Source organism: Pseudomonas fulva (genome assembly GCF_023517795.1).
Lineage (GTDB): Bacteria > Pseudomonadota > Gammaproteobacteria > Pseudomonadales > Pseudomonadaceae > Aquipseudomonas > Aquipseudomonas fulva_D.
This window is the reverse complement of record NZ_CP082928.1, coordinates 3479008-3498176: the sequence shown is the minus strand read 5'-3', so window position 1 is coordinate 3498176 and position 19169 is coordinate 3479008. Positions and strand designations below refer to the sequence as shown.

Sequence of the window (19169 nt, the reverse complement as noted above, 5' to 3'; positions counted from 1 at the left end):
GCTCCCAGCGTAGGGTGGACAACGCTCTTTTTGTCCACAATTGCGATCGCAGAGCGGTGGACGGGTAAAGCGTCGTCCACCCTACGAAAGGCCACTTGCGCCACATTGCAATCAAAACGCTGAAGTGGGGCCGATAGATCGTGAACAGGCTCTTGGGCCGAGGGCACCGCTCGCCCGGCTGCCGTTACTTTGTTACCGGCGGCTGCCCACACGCACGCCATTCCTTATACTGCGCTCCATCGTTTATGCCTGTGGAGCCTACGCCCGTGAACTTTTCGTCCTGGACACCCAAGGAGCGCCTGATTTCCGCGGCCTTCTTCGCCGTGGCCATTGGTTGCCTGCTGTACGGTTTCGCCTCGGGCGTGCCGCCGATGAGCAGCGAGTTCTTCTCGATGTTCGCCGTGGTATCGCTGGTGATCGGCCTGGCCCTGACCCCGCAGTTCATGCTGCAGCCGCTGCGTGACAGCCTCGGCGCCAACCTCTCCAAGCCACTGCGCATCGCCCTTGGTTTCTTCTGCGCCTTCCAGCTGATCGCCGTTATCCGGGTGATCGCAGGCTGAACCCCGCCCTACAGCGGCGTGACCGTCACCTGGACGTCCGGGTCATGATGGCCGCCGCCGAGAATCACCCCGCGCAGGGGTGACACGTCGCCGAAATCACGTCCCCAGGCCAGGGTGACGTGCTCCAGCGCCGGCAGCAGGTTGTTGGTCGGGTCGAAGTCCACCCAGCCGTTGTGCGGGCAGTACACCGATACCCAGGCGTGGGAGGCATCGGCCCCCACCAGCCGCGCCTGCCCAGGTGGCGGCTGGGTCAGCAGGTAGCCGCTGACATAGCGGGCGGCGAGCCCCCGGGAACGCAGGCAGGCGAGCATCAGGTGGGCGAAGTCCTGACAGACCCCGCGGCGCTGTTCGAGCACGGTGAGCAGCGGTGTGGCCACCAGGGTGGCGCCCGCATCGAAGGCGAATTCGCCATGGATCTTCTGCATCAGCGCCTGCACCGCTTCCAGCAGCGGTCGCCCGGGCGAAAAGCACTCGGCGGCAAAGGCTTCGAAGGCCGGTTCCAGGCCCACGTAGGCTGAGGCGAAGCGATAGCGCACGGCTTCCAGAGCATCCGCAGGCCAGGCGCGCCGCTGGTAGCGCAGGGCCTGGCGCACGGCGGTCCAGGGCGGCGAGCCTGGCAGGTCGACGGGGCGACGCGGCAGCACCTCGACCGTCAGCTGCGCGCGCACGTGCAGGGCATCATGGGGCCGCTCGAAGGCCAGCCGGGTCAGCGGATTGCCGAACACGTCGCGGCCATCCAGGCGCTGGCAGGGTGGCGGGCTGACCTGCAGATCCTGCGCCAGGCAGCGCTGCCACGGGCAGTCGCGCGGCCCCAGGTGCGCCAGCTGCTGGGCCAGGGAAACCGGCGCCGCGTAACGGTAGTGGGTGTCGTGCAGCACCTGGTAACGCCGGCTCATGACGACTGGGTTCCCTGGCTGGCGGCCACATGGGCGAAGAAACGCAGGCTCAGCTGCTCGGAGACCGTGCCGGCGGCCTGGCCAATGGCGTCGAGCAGCCCGGCCAGCCCCTCGAGCACGGCGCGAATGCCGCCGGCACCGAACAAGGGGTTTTCCAGGCTGTGCAGATCGAAAGCGCTCAAGCGTCTTTCGAGCTGCGCCAGTTCAGGGCTGCCCGGCATCTCGAAGCGCTCGGCCAGGCGTTTCAGGGCGCGCAACAGCAAGCGCAGCTGGTACAGCACGGCATGGGGGTTGCGCTCGTCGAGCAGCAGCAGGTCGAGTACCGGAATCAGTTGCGCGGAAGCCATGTAGCGGGTGCGGTAGGTGATCGAGCTGTTGCCCAGTTCCAGCAGCCAGTCCAGCGCTGCGGCGTCGTCACTGGCGCCGATACGCAGGAAGCCGCCGATGCTATCGCAGAGAAACTGCAGCCGCTCGATGCAGCGGCCGATCATCAGGAAGCGCCAGCCATCGTCGCGGGTCATGTCGTCGAGGGCGAAACCGGACAGCGCGGCCAGGGAGATCATCAGCCGGTTGAGCACGTCCAGCAGTTGCCCGAGGTCGCCCTCACGCCCTTCCAGGCGCTGCAGGTCGCGCTGCAGCTCCACCATGGCCTGCCAGTTGGCCTGGGACAGCTTGCCGCGCACGCTGCCGGCCGTCCATTGCAGGCGCTGCAGATTGACGCGCACACTGGCGGGCCACTCGCTGCCGAGCAGCGCCTCGCGCAAACGCGCCTCCAGGGTGCCGTGGGCCTCATCGGGCAAGGTGCCCAGTTTCTCGGCGAGCGCGAACATCGCCTGCAATGCCCGCGGGTCGTCTTCGTCATCGACGTAGCGGGCCAGCATGATGCGCAGCAGCCGCGCGTTGTCCTCGCAACGTTCGCTGTAGCGGCCGAACCAGAACAGGTTTTCCACCACCCGCGAGGGCAGGTAGGGGTCGCTGCGCACCAGATCGGCAGCGCCCAGGGCGCGCGTGCCCTGCCATTGCTCACCGGGCGCCTGGCGTTCGCCCAGCACCCAGGTGTCCTTGCTGACGCCACCGCGCTGCATGGACACCACCTCGCCATCGCTCGCCACGGCCACCCGGGTCAGGCCGCCAGGCATCACCCGGTAACCGTCGGCGCTGGCCACCGCGAACACGCGCATGCCGATGGCACGCGGCTGCATACCCTGCTCGCCGAGCCACACCGGCGCCTGGGACAGCTGTACCGGCGCCTGGGCCACATAGGCCTCGGGGTGCTGGCGCAGGTGATCGGCATCGGGATTGCCGCCCTGCCCCGCCGCCAGACGCTGGGCCGCTGAACAGGGGCGGATCAGCCAGCCCGGCGGGTCTTCCAGCACCTGCGCCAGCACCGTCGCCTCCCCGCACCAGGCACTGGTGAGGCCGGGCAACAGCAATGGCTCGCCGAGCAGGCGCTCGCTGATCGCCGGCAGAAACCCGCTCAGTCCCGGGGCTTCCAGCAGGCCACTGCCCAGGGCGTTGGCCATCAGCACCCGGCCCTGGCGCACCACCTCCAGCAGCCCGGGCACGCCGAGTGCCGAATCGCTGCGCAGTTCCAGGGGATCGCAGAAATCGTCATCGAGGCGGCGCAGCACCGCATGCACCCGCTGCAGCCCGGCGAGGGTCTTGAGGTAGAGCGTGGCATCGCGCACGGTCAGGTCGCTGCCTTCCACCAGCGGGTAGCCGAGCTGGCGCGCCAGGTACAGGTGCTCGAAGTAGCTCTCGTTGAACCGCCCGGCGCTCAGCACCACCACCAGCGGCGTGTCGTTGCCGGCCGGCGCCTGGCTGGTCAGGGTGTCCTGCAGGGTACGGAAGAAGGCGGCCAGGTGCTGCACGCCAAGGTCGCGGTACAGTTCGGGAAAGGCCCGCGAGATGATCTGCCGGTTCTCCAGGGCGAAGCCGGCACCGGCCGGCGCCTGGGTGCGATCGGCGATCACCTGCCACTGGCCGTCCGCCGAGCGGGCCAGGTCCACGGCATACAGGTGCAAATAGGTACGACCGGGCGGCTGTACGCCCTGGCACGGCCACAGGAAGCTCTCGTGGCCGAACACCAGCTCCGGCGGCAGCAGCCCCTCGGCCAGCAGGTGCTGCGGGCCGTAAAGGTCGGCCAGCACCTTGTCGAGCAGGCCGGCACGCTGCGCCACGCCCGCGGCGATGGCCTGCCATTCGGCCGCGGGCAGCAGATTGGGCAGCAGGTCCAGCTCCCAGGGGCGGTCGGCGCCGTCGGGATCGGCGTAGACGTTGTAGGTGACGCCGTTGGCCTGGATCTGCCGGGTGACCATGGCCTGGCGCTGTTGCAACTGCGCGGGCGTGTTGCGCCGCAGCTGATCCAGCACCGGCCGCCAGTGCGCACGCACCTGCCCCTGGCGGTCGAGCAACTCGTCGTAGGCGGCCTCGTCAGGCAGGTAACCGGCAAGCAAGTCAGGCATGGATGTCCCAGAGCAGTCCGTCGATGGCGCGGCGCTGCCGCGCGCCGTGAAAGCGTAGCTGCTGCCACCCGCCAGGGGGCTGCAGATCGTCAAGAATGCCAGCTGGACCAGGCGCTGCCCAGTTGCCAGGCGCGATCAACCAGCAAGATATGCGCCAGCAGCAGCGCCAGCCATGGGATTGTCGAGGCGACCAGGGCATGGGCGAACGGGCCGAGCAACGCCCCTTAGCCAGCGCCCCGCGCTTCCGTTACCATCGGCACACTCAGTAGCGAGACGCGGCATGTATATCTATCGATTGGTTCTGATTCTGGTAGTCGGCATCTACCTGTTCTCGCCTGCCATCATGGACTGGTGGATCGACCCCAACGGCGCCTGGTACCGCCCCTACATGCTGTGGCTGATCCTGATCGTGGTGACCTTCATCCTGCAGAGCCAGCGCGATGCCGATGAGCTCTGAACCGAGGCGCCAGCCGAACCCCGCCGCCTCCCCTGACTCGCCGAGCCGTGAATGCCGATGAACTTTAGCCTCGGTGGGCTGATGCTGATCAGCGCCGCCTACCTGCTCGTGCTGTTCGCCGTCGCCTGGTGCGCCGACCGCGGGCTGATCCCCCGCCGTCTGATCCGCCACCCGCTGACCTACACCCTGTCGCTGGGCGTGTATGCCAGCGCCTGGGCCTTCTATGGCAGCGTCGGCCTCGCTTACCAATATGGCTACGGCTTCCTGGCCAGTTACCTGGGGGTAACCGGCGCCTTCCTGCTCGCCCCGGTGCTGCTCTACCCCATCCTGCGCATCACCCGCACCTACCAGCTGTCGTCACTGGCCGACCTGTTCGCCTTCCGCTTCCGCAGTACCTGGGCCGGCGCGCTGAGCACCCTGTGCATGCTGATCGCCGTGCTGCCGCTGCTGGCCCTGCAGATCCAGGCGGTGACCGACGCCATCGGCATCCTCACCCGCGAAGCGGTGCAACCGCAGATCGCCCTGGCGTTCTGCGGGCTGTTCATCCTGGTGACCATCCTGTTCGGCGCCCGCCACCTGGCCACCCGGGAAAAACACGAAGGCCTGGTGTTCGCCATCGCCTTCGAGTCGGTGGTCAAGCTGCTGGCCATGGGCGCCATCGGCCTGTACGCGCTGTATGCGGTATTCGACGGCCCGCGCGAGCTGGAGCAGTGGCTGGTGCTCAACCAGGCTGCCCTGGCCAGCCTGCACACGCCGCTGCAGGAGGGTCCGTGGCGCACCCTCTTGCTGGTGTTCTTCGCCTCGGCGATCGTCATGCCGCACATGTACCACATGACCTTCACCGAGAACCTCAACCCGCGCGCACTGGTCAGCGCCAGCTGGGGCCTGCCGCTGTTCCTGCTGCTGATGAGCCTGGCCGTGCCGCTGGTGCTGTGGGCCGGGCTGCGCCTGGGCTCGACCACCAACCCGGAGTACTTCACCCTGGGCCTGGGCATCGCCGTGGACAGCCCGACGCTGGCACTGATCGCCTACATCGGCGGCCTGTCGGCCTCCAGCGGGCTGATCATCGTCACCACCCTGGCGCTGTCCGGCATGCTGCTCAACCATGTGGTGCTGCCGCTCTACCAGCCGCCGGCCGAAGGCAACATCTACCGCTGGCTGAAATGGACGCGCCGCGCGCTGATCGTCGCCATCATCCTGGCCAGCTACGCCTTCTACAACCTGCTCGACGCCCAGCAGGACCTGGCCAACCTGGGCATCGTCTCCTTCGTCGCCACCCTGCAGTTCCTGCCCGGCGTGCTCTCGGTGCTGTACTGGCCGACCGCCAACCGCCGCGGTTTCATCGCCGGGCTGCTGGCTGGCATCGCGGTGTGGGGCGTCAGCATGCTGCTGCCGCTGCTCGGTACCCTGCCCGGCCTGTACGTGCCGGTGCTGGACCTAGTCTACGTGCTCGATGACAGCAGCTGGCACCTAGCGGCCATCGCCTCGCTGGCCATCAACGTGCTGGTGTTCACCCTGGTGTCGGTGTTCACCGACTCCAGCCCCGAGGAAGACAGCGCCGCCGAGGCCTGCGCGGTGGACAACGTGCGCCGCCCGCAACGCCGCGAACTGCTGGCCCTGTCACCCCAGGAATTCGCTGCCCAACTGGCCAAGCCGCTTGGCGCCAAGACCGCCCAGCGCGAGGTCGAACAGGCCCTGCGCGACCTGCACCTGCCCTTCGACGAGAGCCGCCCCTACGCGCTACGCCGCCTGCGTGACCGCCTGGAGGCCAACCTGTCCGGCCTGATGGGCCCCAGCGTGGCCCAGGACATCATCGAATCCTTCCTGCCCTACAAGTCCGGCAGCGAAGGCTACGTGACCGAGGACATCCACTTCATCGAGAGCCGCCTGGAGGACTACCACTCGCGCCTCACGGGCCTGGCCGCCGAGCTCGATGCCCTGCGCCGTTACCACCGCCAGACCCTGCAGGAACTGCCCATGGGCGTCTGCTCGCTGGCCAAGGATCACGAGATCCTGATGTGGAACAAGGCCATGGAAGAACTCACCGAGATCCCCGCCCAGCGCATCGTCGGCTCGCGTCTGTCGACCCTGGCCGAGCCCTGGCGCGAGTTGCTGCAGAGCTTCACCGAGATTCCCGACGAGCACCTGCACAAGCAGCGCCTGGCCCTCGACGGCCAGACCCGCTGGCTGAACCTGCACAAGGCGGCCATCGACGAGCCCCTGGCACCCGGCAACAGCGGCCTGGTGCTGCTGGTCGAGGACCTCACGGAAACCCAGATGCTCGAGGACAAGCTGGTGCACTCCGAACGCCTGGCCAGCATCGGCCGCCTGGCCGCCGGGGTGGCCCACGAGATCGGCAACCCGATCACCGGCATCGCCTGCCTGGCGCAGAACCTGCGCGAGGAACGCGAGGACGACCCGGAGCTGACCGAAATCAGCGGGCAGATCCTCGAACAGACCAAGCGGGTCACGCGCATCGTCCACTCGTTGATGAACTTCGCCCACTCCGGCAACCACCAGCAGGCCGACGAGCCGGTGTGCCTGGCGCAAATCGCCCAGGAAGCCATCGGCCTGCTGGCCCTCAACCGGCGCAGCGTCGACGTGCAGTTCTTCAACCTCTGTGACCCCGCGCACCGCGCCGAAGGCGACCCCCAGCGCCTGGCCCAGGTGCTGATCAACCTGCTCAGCAATGCCCGCGACGCCTCGCCTGCCGGCGGCGCGATCCGCGTGCGCAGCGAGGCGTCCGAGCACACCGTCGACCTGATCGTCGAGGACGAGGGCAGCGGTATTCCCAAGGGCGTGATGGACCGGCTTTTCGAGCCGTTCTTCACCACCAAGGACCCGGGAAAAGGAACCGGACTCGGCCTCGCGCTGGTCTATTCCATCGTGGAAGAGCATTATGGCCAGATAACAATCGACAGCCCGATCGACCCCGAGCAGCAACGTGGCACCCGCATCCGGGTGACGCTGCCGCGGCACATCGAGGCAATGCCACTGGCGAACTAAATTCCGAAGAACCGCATTCCCGGGAGTGCGCGCGGCCGGGCTTGGCTGCAGCACCAGGAAGCAGGTTCCGAGACCGTCGAGAGAATTCGTTTAAATGCCTCATATCCTGATCGTCGAAGACGAAACCATCATCCGCTCTGCCCTGCGTCGCCTGCTCGAACGCAACCAGTACCAGGTCAGCGAGGCCGGTTCGGTACAGGAAGCCCAGGAACGTTTCGATATTCCCGGCTTCGATCTGGTGGTCAGCGACCTGCGCCTGCCGGGCGCGCCGGGCACCGAACTGATCAAGCTCGCCCAGGGCGCGCCGGTGCTGATCATGACCAGCTACGCCAGCCTGCGCTCGGCGGTCGACTCGATGAAAATGGGCGCCGTCGACTACATCGCCAAGCCCTTCGACCATGACGAGATGCTCCAGGCCGTGGCGCGCATCCTGCGTGATCGCGAGGCGCGCAACCAGGCCGCCGGCGCGCCTGCTGCCCCGCGTGGTGCCGAGAAAGCCGACAAGGCGGCCACCGGCGAGATCGGCATCATCGGCTCCAGCCCGGCGATGCTGGAGCTGTACGGCAAGATCCGCAAGGTCGCGCCCACCGACTCCAATGTACTGGTGCAGGGCGAATCCGGTACCGGCAAGGAGCTGGTTGCCCGCGCCCTGCACAACCTGTCCAGGCGCGCCAAGGCGCCGCTGATCTCGGTGAACTGCGCGGCGATTCCGGAAACCCTCATCGAGTCCGAACTGTTCGGCCACGAGAAAGGCGCCTTCACCGGAGCCAGCGCCAGCCGCGCCGGCCTGGTGGAAGCAGCCGACGGCGGCACGCTGTTTCTCGACGAGATCGGCGAACTGCCCCTGGAAGCCCAGGCGCGCCTGCTGCGCGTGCTGCAGGAAGGCGAGATCCGCCGCGTCGGTTCGGTGCAGTCGCAAAAGGTCGATGTACGCCTGATCGCCGCGACCCACCGCGACCTGAAAACCCTGGCCAAGACCGGCCAGTTCCGTGAAGACCTCTATTACCGCCTGCACGTCATCGCCCTGAAGCTGCCGCCGTTGCGCGAGCGCGGCGCCGACGTGCTGGAAATCGCCCGCGCCTTCCTGGCCCGCCAGTCGGCGCGCATGGGCCGCACCGACCTGCACTTCGGCCCGGATGCCGAACAGGCCATCCACCACTACAGCTGGCCGGGCAACGTGCGTGAGCTGGAGAACGCCATCGAGCGCTCGGTGATCCTCTGCGACGGCAGCACCATCAACGCCGACCTGCTGGGCATCGACATCGAGCTGGAGGATCTGGACGAGGACGTGTTCATGGGCCTGGCGACACAGAGCGCCGCGGTCAACGCCACCAGCCAGGATCCCAGTGAAGACCTGTCACTGGAAGACTACTTCCAGCACTTCGTCCTCGAGCACCAGGACCACATGACCGAGACCGAGCTGGCTCGCAAGCTGGGCATCAGCCGCAAATGCCTGTGGGAACGGCGCCAGCGCCTGGGCATTCCGCGCCGCAAATCCGGAGCCGCCAGCGAGTAGCACGGCGCGCGGCGCTCTAGGGCGGGTGTTACCGCCGATCATGACAACACGTAACAAAGCCGGGGTTTACGGTAACGGAATCCCGGCTTTTTTCTGCCCACAAAAATGATGAAAATCGCAACCATCTGTTTTTAAAGGAAAAATTAAAACTGGCACGCCGAATGCTTTATCTCTGGCACAACAACAATAACAAGCATGACCCACGATAATAAAAATAAGACGTAACGGCTTCAGCACAATAAGAACAAGATCGCGGAAGGCGCAGCTAACTGATTATTTTGGAGAGGATCGCCTCTCGGCACCACAGCCAGACAGACAACAACAATAAATGTCGACGGGCAGCACCCACGGGTGAAGTCCAGGGCCGGAGGTAGCGTCAGCATCCAAAATAATCCGTTCGCTCTTGCTCCCAGTCGGGAGGTACTCCGGACCCGATCCGGAAACAGGCACCCCAACAAGAACAACAGCCTGCATAACAAGAACGACATGGCAACATTTAGGGGGGAGCTTCGGCTCCCCCAGTCGTATCCCGCCCCGGCCTGCCCGCCTCCCCGCTTACGCCCCGCTGCCACCTGATGCTAGAATCCGCGCTATTTCTGCGCCTTTCCATTATTCTGGCCGCTCAATTCGCCATACAGTGCCCTCCATGCTGAAAAAGCTGTTCAAGTCCTTTCGCTCACCGCTGCGCCGTGCGCACCAGCCCCACAGCACGCCGCACGTGCTGAACAACAACCAGCACCCGATCCAGCGCGGGCAGATCAGCCGCTACGCCATCAGCGTGGTCGAGCGCCTGCAGAACGCCGGCTACGAGGCCTACCTGGTTGGTGGCTGCGTGCGCGACCTGCTGCTGGGCATCGAGCCCAAGGATTTCGACGTCGCCACCAGCGCCACGCCCGAACAGGTCAGGGGCGAGTTCCGTAACGCCCGGGTGATCGGCCGCCGTTTCAAGCTGGTGCATGTGCACTTCGGCCGCGAGATCATCGAAACCGCTACCTTCCGCGCCAACCACCCGGAAGGCGACGAGGAAGAGAACAGCAACCAGTCCTCGCGCAACGAAAGCGGCCGCATCCTGCGTGACAACGTGTACGGCACCCTGGAAGACGACGCCCAGCGCCGTGACTTCACCATCAACGCGCTGTACTACGATCCGGTTTCCGAGCGGATTCTCGACTACGCCAACGGCATGCACGACATCCGCAACAACCTGGTGCGGCTGATCGGCAACCCCACCCAGCGCTATCAGGAAGACCCGGTGCGCATGCTGCGTGCGGTGCGCTTCGCCGCCAAGCTGGACTTCGATATCGAGAAGCACAGCGCCGACCCGATCCACGACCTGGCGCACCTGCTGGGCGGCATCCCCGCCGCGCGCCTGTTCGATGAAGTGCTCAAGCTGTTTCTCAGCGGCTACGCCATCTACACCTACGACCTGCTGGTCGACTACGGCCTGTTCGGCCAGCTGTTCCCGGCCAGCGCCGCGGCGCTGCGCCAGAACCCGGAATATACCGACACGCTGATCCGCAACGCCCTGGACAACACCGACCTGCGCATCCACCAGGGCAAGCCGGTGACCCCGGCCTTCCTGTTCGCCGCCCTGCTCTGGCCGGCCCTACCGGCTCGGGTGATTCGGCTGCAGGAGCGCGGCATGCCGGCCATCCCGGCCATGCAGGAAGCGGCCCACGAGCTGATCGCCGAGCAGTGCCAGCGCATCGCCGTACCGAAGCGTTTCACCCTGCCGATCCGCGAGATCTGGGACATGCAGGAGCGCCTGCCACGCCGCAGCGGCAAGCGTGCCGACCTGCTGCTGGAGAATCCACGCTTTCGCGCCGGCTACGACTTCCTGCTGCTGCGCGAAAGTGCTGGCGAGCAAACCGGCGGCCTGGGCGAGTGGTGGACCGACTACCAGGACGCCAGCGACAGTGATCGCCGAGTGATGATCCGCAACCTGTCGGGCAAGGACGAGCCCGGCAGCGCGCCACGCAAGCGCCGTCGCAGTGGCGGCGCCAAGCGCAAGCGCACGCCCCAGGGCGGCGGCGCCGGCGAGTAAGCGATGGAACGCGTCTATATCGGCCTGGGCAGCAACCTGGCCGACCCCGCCGAACAGCTGCGCCAGGCCCTGGCGGCGCTGGAGCAGCTGCCGCACAGTCGCCTCGCTGCGGTGTCCTCCTTCTATGTCAGCGATTCACTGCTGCCCGGTCAGCCCCGCTACACCAACGCCGTCGCCGCCCTGGATACCGTGCTGCAACCGCTGCAGTTGCTCGATGCCCTGCAAGCCATCGAGCTGGATCAGGGCCGCGAGCGCATTGAGCGCTGGGGGCCGCGCACCCTGGATCTGGACATCCTGCTGTTCGGCAATCAGCTGATCGACGAGCCGCGCCTGCGCGTGCCCCATTACCAGATGCACCTGCGCGCCTTCGTGCTTTACCCCCTGGCGGAGATCGCCACCGACGATCTGCAACTGCCCGACGGCCGCCCCCTCGGCGAGCTGCTGGCGGCCTGCCCATTCGAGGGCCTGGAACGCCTCACGCCCTGACGCCAGTGGCCGTGCCCCTGGCGGTAACGTCGTAACAGCGCGGTAACACATTCGATTGACTTGCGCCCCTGCCATCGGGACTATAGCCACCCATTGCCCCTGCCGGGGCCACATTGAAGCAGCCCCGCTGCCCCTTCGATGCCAACGTGAACCTGCTCCACGAGAGCCTGCATGAACAGGCCCGCACAGGTTCCGAGTGAGGATACGTTCATGCCTGATGTAACCCTGACCACCCTGCGCGCGCTCAAGCAGAAGGGTGAGAAAATCGCCATGCTGACCTGTTACGACGCCACCTTCGCCGATGCCTGCAGCAAGGCCGGGGTCGAAGTGCTGCTGATCGGCGACTCGCTGGGCATGGTGCTGCAGGGGCACGACAGCACCCTGCCGGTGAGCATGGCCGATACCGTCTACCACACGGCCAGCGTCAAGCGCGGCAATGCCGGCGCGCTGATCGTCGCCGACCTGCCGTTCATGGCCAACGCTACGCTCGAGCAGACGTTGCACAACTCGGGCCTGCTGATGCAGGCCGGCGCCCACATGATCAAGGTCGAAGGCGCCGCCTGGCTGGCCGAATCGATCAGCAAGCTGGCCGAACGTGGCGTGCCGGTATGCGCGCACATGGGCCTGACGCCCCAGGCAGTGAACATCCTCGGTGGCTACAAGGTGCAGGGTCGTGAGCACAACCAGGCGCGCCAGATGGTCGCCGACGCCATCGCCCTGGAGCAGGCCGGTGCCGCCATGCTGCTGCTCGAGTGCGTGCCGAGCGACCTGGCCGGCGAAATCAGCCGGACGGTGAAGGTGCCGGTGATCGGCATCGGCGCCGGCCCGCAGACCGACGGCCAGGTGCTGGTACTGCACGACATGCTCGGCCTGTCGCTGAGCGGCCGGGTGGCCAAGTTCGTGAAGAACTTCATGGGCGGCCAGGCGAGCATCCAGGATGCCCTCGCCGCCTACGTGAAAGAAGTGAAAGCAGTCAGCTTCCCCGCCGCCGAGCACGGATTCTCCGCATGAACACCGTCAACACCGTGCGCGAGCTGCGCGCCGCCGTTGCCCAGGCTCGCCGGGAAGGCAAGCAGATCGCCCTGGTGCCGACCATGGGCAACCTGCACGCCGGCCATGCCGCGCTGGTGGAAAAAGCCGCCCAGCGCGCCGATTTCGTGGTCGCCAGCATCTTCGTCAACCCGATGCAGTTCGGCCCCGCCGAGGACCTCGACAAGTACCCACGCACCCTGCAGGCCGACCAGCAGCGCCTGATCGACGCCGGCTGCCATCTGCTGTTCCACCCGGATGTCGAGGAGATGTACCCCGGCGGCATGGGCGAGCAGACGCGGGTCAGCGTGCCCGGCGTGTCCGAAGGCCTGTGCGGCACCAGCCGCCCCGGGCACTTCGAAGGCGTGGCGACGGTGGTGACCAAGCTGTTCAACATGGTGCAGCCGGATCTGGCGGTGTTCGGCCAGAAGGACTTCCAGCAACTGGCGGTGATCCGCACCATGGTGCGCGACCTGAACATGCCGATCGAGATCATCGGCGAGCCGACGGTACGCGCCGAGAGCGGCCTGGCGCTGTCCTCGCGCAACGGCTACCTCAGCGACGAGCAGCGCGCGACCGCCAGCGTGCTCTATCGCTCGCTCAAGCATATCGCCGGGGCCATCCAGGGCGGTGAACGCGATCTGCCCAAACTGCTCGCCGACGCCCAGCGCCAGCACGCCGCTGCGGGCCTGCGCGCCGATTACCTGGAAGTGCGTGAAGCCCGGGCCCTGCGCCCGGCCAGCCCCGGCGACCGCGAGCTGGTGGTGCTGGTGGCCGCTTACCTGGGTAACACCCGACTGATCGATAACCTGACTTTCACCCTGGATCAGGGTTACTGATATACCGCAGCACGCCTACACTGAAAGCCCGGACGATCAGCCGGGCTTTTTAATGCCTGAATCACCGCCAACCGAAGCCTCAACAAGGAAGCCCTATGGCGTATCACCGTCAGCCGCTCGATGTTCTCGCCCTTCCCACCTGGCAGGCGCTGCAGCAGCACCGCCAGGCCATGCAGCACTTCAGCATGCGCGACGCCTTCGCGGGCAACCCAAAGCGTTTCGAGCAGTTTTCCCTGAGCAGTTGCGGCTTGTTTCTCGACTATTCGAAGAACCTGGCCAGCGACCAGACCATCGCCCTGCTGATGGCCCTGGCCCGCGAAGTCGGCCTGGAGCAGTCGATCCGCGCCATGTTCGACGGCGAGAAACTCAACGCTTCGGAAGGCCGCCCGGCGCTGCATACCGCCCTGCGCCGACCGCTGGGCGACAAGGTGCTGGTCGACGGCGTCGATGTGATGCCCCAGGTGCAGCGTGTACTGCAGCAGATGACCGAACTGGTCGGGCGCATCCACAGCGGCCTGTGGCGCGGCTTCACCGAAAAACCGATCACCGACGTGGTGAACATCGGCATCGGCGGCTCCTTCCTCGGCCCGCAGCTGGTCTCCGAGGCGCTGCTGCCCTTCGCCCAGCGCGGCGTGCGCTGCCATTACCTGGCCAATATCGACGGCAGTGAGTTCCATGAACTGTCGGCCAAGCTGCAGGCGGAAACCACCCTGTTCATCGTTTCGTCGAAGTCCTTCGGCACCCTGGAAACCTTGAAGAACGCCCAGGCCGCACGCGGCTGGTACCTGGCCCAAGGCGGCTCGGAGGCCGAGCTGTACCGCCACTTCATCGCCGTGTCGAGCAACCGCGAGGCGGCGGTGAGCTTCGGCATCCGCGAGGAAAACATCTTTCCGATGTGGGACTGGGTGGGCGGCCGTTACTCGCTGTGGTCGGCCATCGGCCTGCCGATTGCCCTGTCCATCGGCATGTCCAACTTCAAGGAACTGCTGGCCGGCGCCTACAGCATGGACATGCACTTCAAGACCGCCCCGTTCGAGCAGAACATGCCGGTGCTGCTGGCCTTGCTGGGCATCTGGTACGGCAATTTCTGGGAGGCCCAGAGCCAGGCGATCCTGCCGTACGACCATTACCTGCGCAACATCACCAAGCACCTGCAGCAGCTGGACATGGAGTCCAACGGCAAGAGCGTGCGCCAGGATGGCAGCCCGGTGGGCGGCGCCACCGGCCCGGTGATCTGGGGCGGCGTGGGCTGCAACGGCCAGCACGCCTACCACCAGTTGCTGCACCAGGGCACCCAGCTGATTCCGGCGGACTTTATCGTGCCGGTGGTCAGCTTCAACCCGGTCGCCGACCACCACCAGTGGCTGTACGCCAACTGCCTGTCGCAGAGCCAGGCACTGATGCTTGGCAAGTCCCGCGAGGAGGCCGAGGCCGAACTGCGTGCCAAGGGCATGGGCGAGGACGACGTGCAGCGCCTGGCGCCGCACAAGGTGATTCCCGGCAACCGGCCGAGCAACACCCTGGTGCTCGAACGCATCAGCCCGCGCCGCCTCGGCGCCCTGGTGGCACTGTACGAGCACAAGGTGTTCGCCCAGAGCGCCATCTGGGGCATCAACGCCTTCGATCAGTGGGGCGTCGAGCTCGGCAAGGAGCTGGGCAAGGGCGTGTACTCGCGCATGGTCGGCAGCGAGCAAGCCAGCGCCGAAGACGGCTCCACCCAGGGGCTGATCAACTACTTCCGCGGGCGCCACCGCGGTTGATCCTTGTTGCAGGCGCCCGGCAATGGGCGTCTGCAACACTTTGCGTCACTCAGCGACAGCACCTCAAAACTTGGCTGCTACCCTTGATGTCTATTGCGGACATAACAACAAAGGTACCCGCCATGTCTCTCCCCCATCGCTATCCCGTCAGCGACGCCGCGCGCCAGCGTACCCACCTCGACGACGCAGCCTACCAACGCCTCTATCGCCAGTCGGTCGACGATCCGCAGACTTTCTGGGGCGAGCAGGCCAAGGCCTTTCTCGACTGGTTCAAGCCTTGGGACGAAGTCTGCAGCGGCAGCCTGGGCCAGGGCGACGCTCGCTGGTTTTCCGGCGGTCAGCTGAATATCAGCCACAACTGCATCGACCGCCACCTGGCCGCGCGCGGCGATCAGGTCGCGCTGATCTGGGAAGGCGACGACCCGCAGGCTTCGGCACGCATCACCTACCGGGAGCTGTACCAGCAGGTCTGCCGCCTGGCCAATGTGCTGAAGAGCCGCGGCGTGAAAAAGGGCGACCGGGTGTGCATCTACATGCCGATGATCCCCGAGGCGGCCTACGCCATGCTCGCCTGCACCCGTATCGGTGCGGTGCATTCGGTGGTGTTCGGCGGCTTTTCGCCGGACGCCCTGCGCGACCGCATTGTCGATGCCGACTGCCGCACGCTGATCACCGCCGATGAAGCGGTGCGCGGCGGCAAGCTGATTCCCCTCAAGGGCAATGTCGACAAGGCGCTGAAGAGCTGCCCAGACGTGTCCACCGTGCTGGTGGTCAAGCGCACCGGCAACACGGTCGACTGGGACGACAAGCGCGACCTCTGGTACGCCGAGGCTGTGCAGCAGGTGGCGGCCGACTGCCCCGCCGAGCCGATGGATGCCGAAGCCCCGCTGTTCATCCTCTACACCTCCGGCAGCACCGGCAAACCCAAGGGCGTGCTGCACAGCACCGCCGGCTACCTGCTGCAGGCAGCGATGACCCACAAGTACGTGTTCGACTACCACGACGGCGACATCTACTGGTGCACCGCCGATGTCGGCTGGGTCACCGGCCACAGCTACATCGTCTACGGCCCGCTGGCCAATGGCGCCACCAGCCTGATCTTCGAGGGCGTGCCCAACTACCCGGACACCTCGCGTTTCTGGCAGGTGATCGACAAGCACCAGGTGAACATCTTTTACACCGCGCCGACCGCCCTGCGCGCGCTGATGCGCGAAGGCGAGGCGCCGGTGAAGAAAGCCTCGCGCAGCAGCCTGCGCCTGCTCGGCAGCGTCGGCGAGCCGATCAATCCGGAAGCCTGGGAGTGGTACTTCAAGGTGGTCGGCGAACAGCGCTGCCCCATCGTCGACACCTGGTGGCAGACCGAGACCGGCGCCATCATGATCACCCCGCTGCCCGGCGCCACGGACCTCAAACCGGGCTCGGCGACGCGGCCGTTCTTCGGCGTGCAGCCGGTGCTGCTCGACGAGCAAGGCAAGGAAATCGATGGTCCCGGCGCCGGCGTGTTGGCGATCAAGGCCAGTTGGCCGAGCCAGATCCGCAGCGTGTATGGCGACCACCAGCGCATGCTGGAAACCTACTTCACCGCCTACCCCGGCTACTACTTCAGCGGTGACGGTGCACGCCGCGACGAGGACGGTTACTGGTGGATCACCGGGCGCATCGACGACGTGATCAACGTCTCCGGCCACCGCATCGGCACCGCCGAGGTGGAGAGCGCCCTGGTGCTCCACGACGCCGTGGCCGAAGCCGCCGTGGTCGGCTACCCCCATGACGTCAAGGGCCAGGGCATCTACGCCTTCGTCACCACCATGAACGGCGTGGAGCCCGGTGAAGAACTGAAGAAAGAACTGCTCAGCCTGGTCGGCAAGGAAATCAGCAGCTTCGCCAAACCGGAGCTGATCCAGTGGGCGCCCGGTTTGCCGAAGACCCGCTCGGGCAAGATCATGCGCCGCATCCTGCGCAAGATCGCCTGCAACGAACTGGACAGCCTCGGTGATACCTCGACCCTGGCCGACCCGGCGGTGGTCGACAGCCTGGTGGCCGAGCGGCTCAATTGCTGACTGCCGCTCCCGGGCATCGGCCAATGCGGCCTGACTTGTGGCCGGCAGCCGCGCGCATTAGGCTCGCGGCATGGAAATCATTCGCCGCCGTATCGAACAGCAAGCCCTGAGCCTGAGCGGTATTTCCCTGGGCCAGATCGACTTCGAAAACCCCAAGGGCGACCCCGGCCTGTTCGGCCCGGAGGCGGTGTGCTGGCGTATCCACGGCGACTTCACCAGCATGCTGATCGGCGGCATCACCGCCCTGCTGCTGCAGGCCCTGCACCCACTGGCGCTGGCCGGGGTCTGGGATCACTCCAATTTTCGCGAGGACCTGCTCGGCCGCCTGCGCCGCACCGGCCAGTTCGTTTCCGGCACCACCTTCGCCAGCCGGGCCGACGCCGACTGGCTGATCGACAAGGTCCGGCGCATCCACCTGCACGTGGTCGGTACCGCGCCGGATGGCCGCCCCTACAGCGCCAGCGACCCCGAACTGCTGACCTGGGTGCATGTCGCCGAGGTGCACAGCTTCCTGCGGGCCCACCTGCGCTACCTCAACCCGCAGATGAGCGGCGCCGATCAGGATCGCTACTACGCCGAGATCGCCCTGGTGGCCGAACGCCTGGGCGCGCGCGACGTGCCGCGCGACCGCGCGCAGATCGACAGCTACCTGCAGCGCATGCGCAGCCAGTTGTTGTGCGACGCGCGCTCGCGGGAAATCCTGCGCATCCTGCTGGCGGCACCTGCGCCCAGCCGGCTGGCCGCACCGGTGGGCAAGCTGTTCATGCAGGCCGGCATCGACCTATTGCCAGACTGGGCACAGCAGATGCTCGACCAACCCATGACGCCGCTGCGCAGCCGCCTGGTACGCAGCGGCGTGCATGGCATCGCGCCGGTCATTCGCTGGGCGGTGCGCAGTGGCTCGCTGCACCGGTCGCGTATTCGCATGGGCCTGCCGCCATACTGAGCGTCCGGCAAGCCCGCCAGGCGTTCAACCGATTCCAGGGGTGGTAGACTGCGCGCCCCTTTTCCACGAGTCGCCGCCATGCCGTCTCTCGACCAGGCGATGCGCGCCGCACTCGCCAATCGCCAAGCCCTGATCGCCGAGCTGCACGAGCAGAGCACCGATTGCTATCGACTGTTCCACGGCAGCCAGGAAGGCGCCGGCGGCCTGACCGTCGACCGCTACGGCCCGCAGCTGATGGTGCAGAGCTTTCACCAGACGCTGAGCCGCGACGAGCTACTGGCCCTGCACGAGCAGGTCAACGAAACCCTCGAGCTGTCCACCCTGCTGGTCTACAACGACCGCTCCAGGGGCAACTCGCGGGTCGATCGCAGCGACCCTGTATACAGCGCCGCTGACGATGCGCTGGTCGACCTGGTGGGTCGGGAGTGGGGCCTCGATTACCGGGTGCGCGGCCGGCATGCCGGCCAGGACCCACTGCTGTTTCTCGACCTGCGCAACGCCCGCGGCTGGGTGCAGCGCCACAGCGCCGGGAAAAGCGTGCTCAACCTGTTCGCCTACACCTGCGGCGTGGGCCTGAATGCCGCCGCTGGCGGTGCCCGCGAGGTGGTGAACCTCGACTTCGCCGAAGGCAACCTGGCGGTCGGCCGCGAGAACGGCGCGCTCAACCCGGATCTGCCGGCCATGCAGTTCGTGCAATCGGATTACTTTCCGGCGATCCGCCAGTGGGCCGGTCTGCCCATCGCGTCCCGGCGCGGCCAGAAGCTGCCAAGCTACCCACGCCTGGAACAGCGCCAGTTCGACCTGGTGTTTCTTGACCCGCCGGCCTGGGCAAAGAGCGCCTTTGGCACCGTCGACCTGCTGCGCGATTACCAGAGCCTGCTCAAGCCGGCGATTCTCGCCACCGCCGAAGACGGCACCCTGGTGTGCTGCAACAACCTGGCAAAGGTGCCCCTGGACGAGTGGCGCGAGCAGGTGCTGCGCTGCGCCGCAAAGCTGGGCCGTCCGGTACGCGAGCACGAGCAGTTGCAGCCGGCCGCGGACTTTCCCTCGAGCGATGGCAACCCGCCGCTGAAGACCCTGGTTCTGCATTTCTGACAGGCAGCAG

General features: G+C 66.6%; 14 protein-coding genes. 12 read left to right on the top strand and 2 right to left on the bottom strand.

What is annotated here, in order from left to right; genetic code table 11:
- The first annotated feature begins 266 nt into the window (after positions 1-266).
- On the top strand, positions 267-560 hold the full coding sequence (locus K8U54_RS15960; protein ID WP_249906733.1) for a hypothetical protein: 294 nt from the start codon (positions 267-269) through the stop codon (positions 558-560).
- A gap of 8 nt (positions 561-568) precedes the next feature.
- On the opposite strand, the gene K8U54_RS15955 is transcribed toward K8U54_RS15960, so the two are convergent.
- Together K8U54_RS15955 and K8U54_RS15950 are read right to left on the bottom strand one after the other, a co-directional pair.
- Complete coding sequence (locus K8U54_RS15955; protein ID WP_249906732.1) at positions 569-1456, bottom strand: transglutaminase family protein; 888 nt, start codon at positions 1454-1456, stop codon at positions 569-571.
- On the bottom strand, positions 1453-3921 hold the full coding sequence (locus K8U54_RS15950) for a circularly permuted type 2 ATP-grasp protein (protein WP_249906731.1): 2469 nt from the start codon (positions 3919-3921) through the stop codon (positions 1453-1455). The genes K8U54_RS15955 and K8U54_RS15950 overlap by 4 nt, the downstream gene beginning before the upstream one ends.
- Before the next feature lie 280 nt (positions 3922-4201).
- On the opposite strand from K8U54_RS15950, the gene K8U54_RS15945 reads away from it, so the two are divergent.
- From K8U54_RS15945 to K8U54_RS15895, 11 genes are all read left to right on the top strand, one after another.
- On the top strand, positions 4202-4378 hold the full coding sequence (locus K8U54_RS15945) for a hypothetical protein (RefSeq protein WP_042556252.1): 177 nt from the start codon (positions 4202-4204) through the stop codon (positions 4376-4378).
- Positions 4379-4429: 51 nt separating this feature from the next.
- Positions 4430-7384, top strand: a complete 2955-nt coding sequence (locus K8U54_RS15940) for a sensor histidine kinase (RefSeq protein WP_249906730.1) — start codon at positions 4430-4432, stop codon at positions 7382-7384.
- A gap of 94 nt (positions 7385-7478) precedes the next feature.
- A complete protein-coding gene (locus K8U54_RS15935; protein ID WP_249906729.1) occupies positions 7479-8900 on the top strand; it encodes a sigma-54-dependent transcriptional regulator in 1422 nt (473 codons plus the stop codon).
- A 646-nt stretch (positions 8901-9546) separates the two neighbouring features.
- On the top strand, positions 9547-10944 hold the full coding sequence (locus K8U54_RS15930; protein ID WP_249906728.1) for a polynucleotide adenylyltransferase PcnB: 1398 nt from the start codon (positions 9547-9549) through the stop codon (positions 10942-10944).
- A 3-nt stretch (positions 10945-10947) separates the two neighbouring features.
- Entirely contained in the window at positions 10948-11430 is a 483-nt protein-coding gene (folK, locus tag K8U54_RS15925) for a 2-amino-4-hydroxy-6-hydroxymethyldihydropteridine diphosphokinase (protein WP_249906727.1), read from the top strand.
- 210 nt (positions 11431-11640) lie between these two features.
- A complete protein-coding gene (gene panB / locus K8U54_RS15920) occupies positions 11641-12441 on the top strand; it encodes a 3-methyl-2-oxobutanoate hydroxymethyltransferase (protein WP_249906726.1) in 801 nt (266 codons plus the stop codon).
- Positions 12438-13298 (top strand): pantoate--beta-alanine ligase, encoded by an 861-nt coding sequence (panC, locus tag K8U54_RS15915; RefSeq protein ID WP_249906725.1) that lies wholly within the window; start codon positions 12438-12440, stop codon positions 13296-13298. Before panB ends, panC begins: the two co-directional genes overlap by 4 nt.
- Positions 13299-13393: 95 nt before the next feature.
- Positions 13394-15058 carry a glucose-6-phosphate isomerase gene (gene pgi / locus K8U54_RS15910; RefSeq protein ID WP_249906724.1) on the top strand — a complete coding sequence of 555 codons (1665 nt, stop codon included), beginning with the start codon at positions 13394-13396 and terminating at the stop codon, positions 15056-15058.
- A gap of 122 nt (positions 15059-15180) precedes the next feature.
- Complete coding sequence (acs, locus tag K8U54_RS15905) at positions 15181-17118, top strand: acetate--CoA ligase (protein ID WP_249906723.1); 1938 nt, start codon at positions 15181-15183, stop codon at positions 17116-17118.
- Between the two features lie 70 nt (positions 17119-17188).
- The gene (locus K8U54_RS15900) at positions 17189-18064 is read left to right on the top strand and encodes an oxygenase MpaB family protein (RefSeq protein ID WP_249906722.1); all 876 of its coding nucleotides are present in this window, start codon (positions 17189-17191) and stop codon (positions 18062-18064) included.
- A 78-nt stretch (positions 18065-18142) separates the two neighbouring features.
- Entirely contained in the window at positions 18143-19159 is a 1017-nt protein-coding gene (locus tag K8U54_RS15895) for a class I SAM-dependent rRNA methyltransferase (protein WP_249906721.1), read from the top strand.
- The last annotated feature ends 10 nt before the right edge of the window (positions 19160-19169 follow it).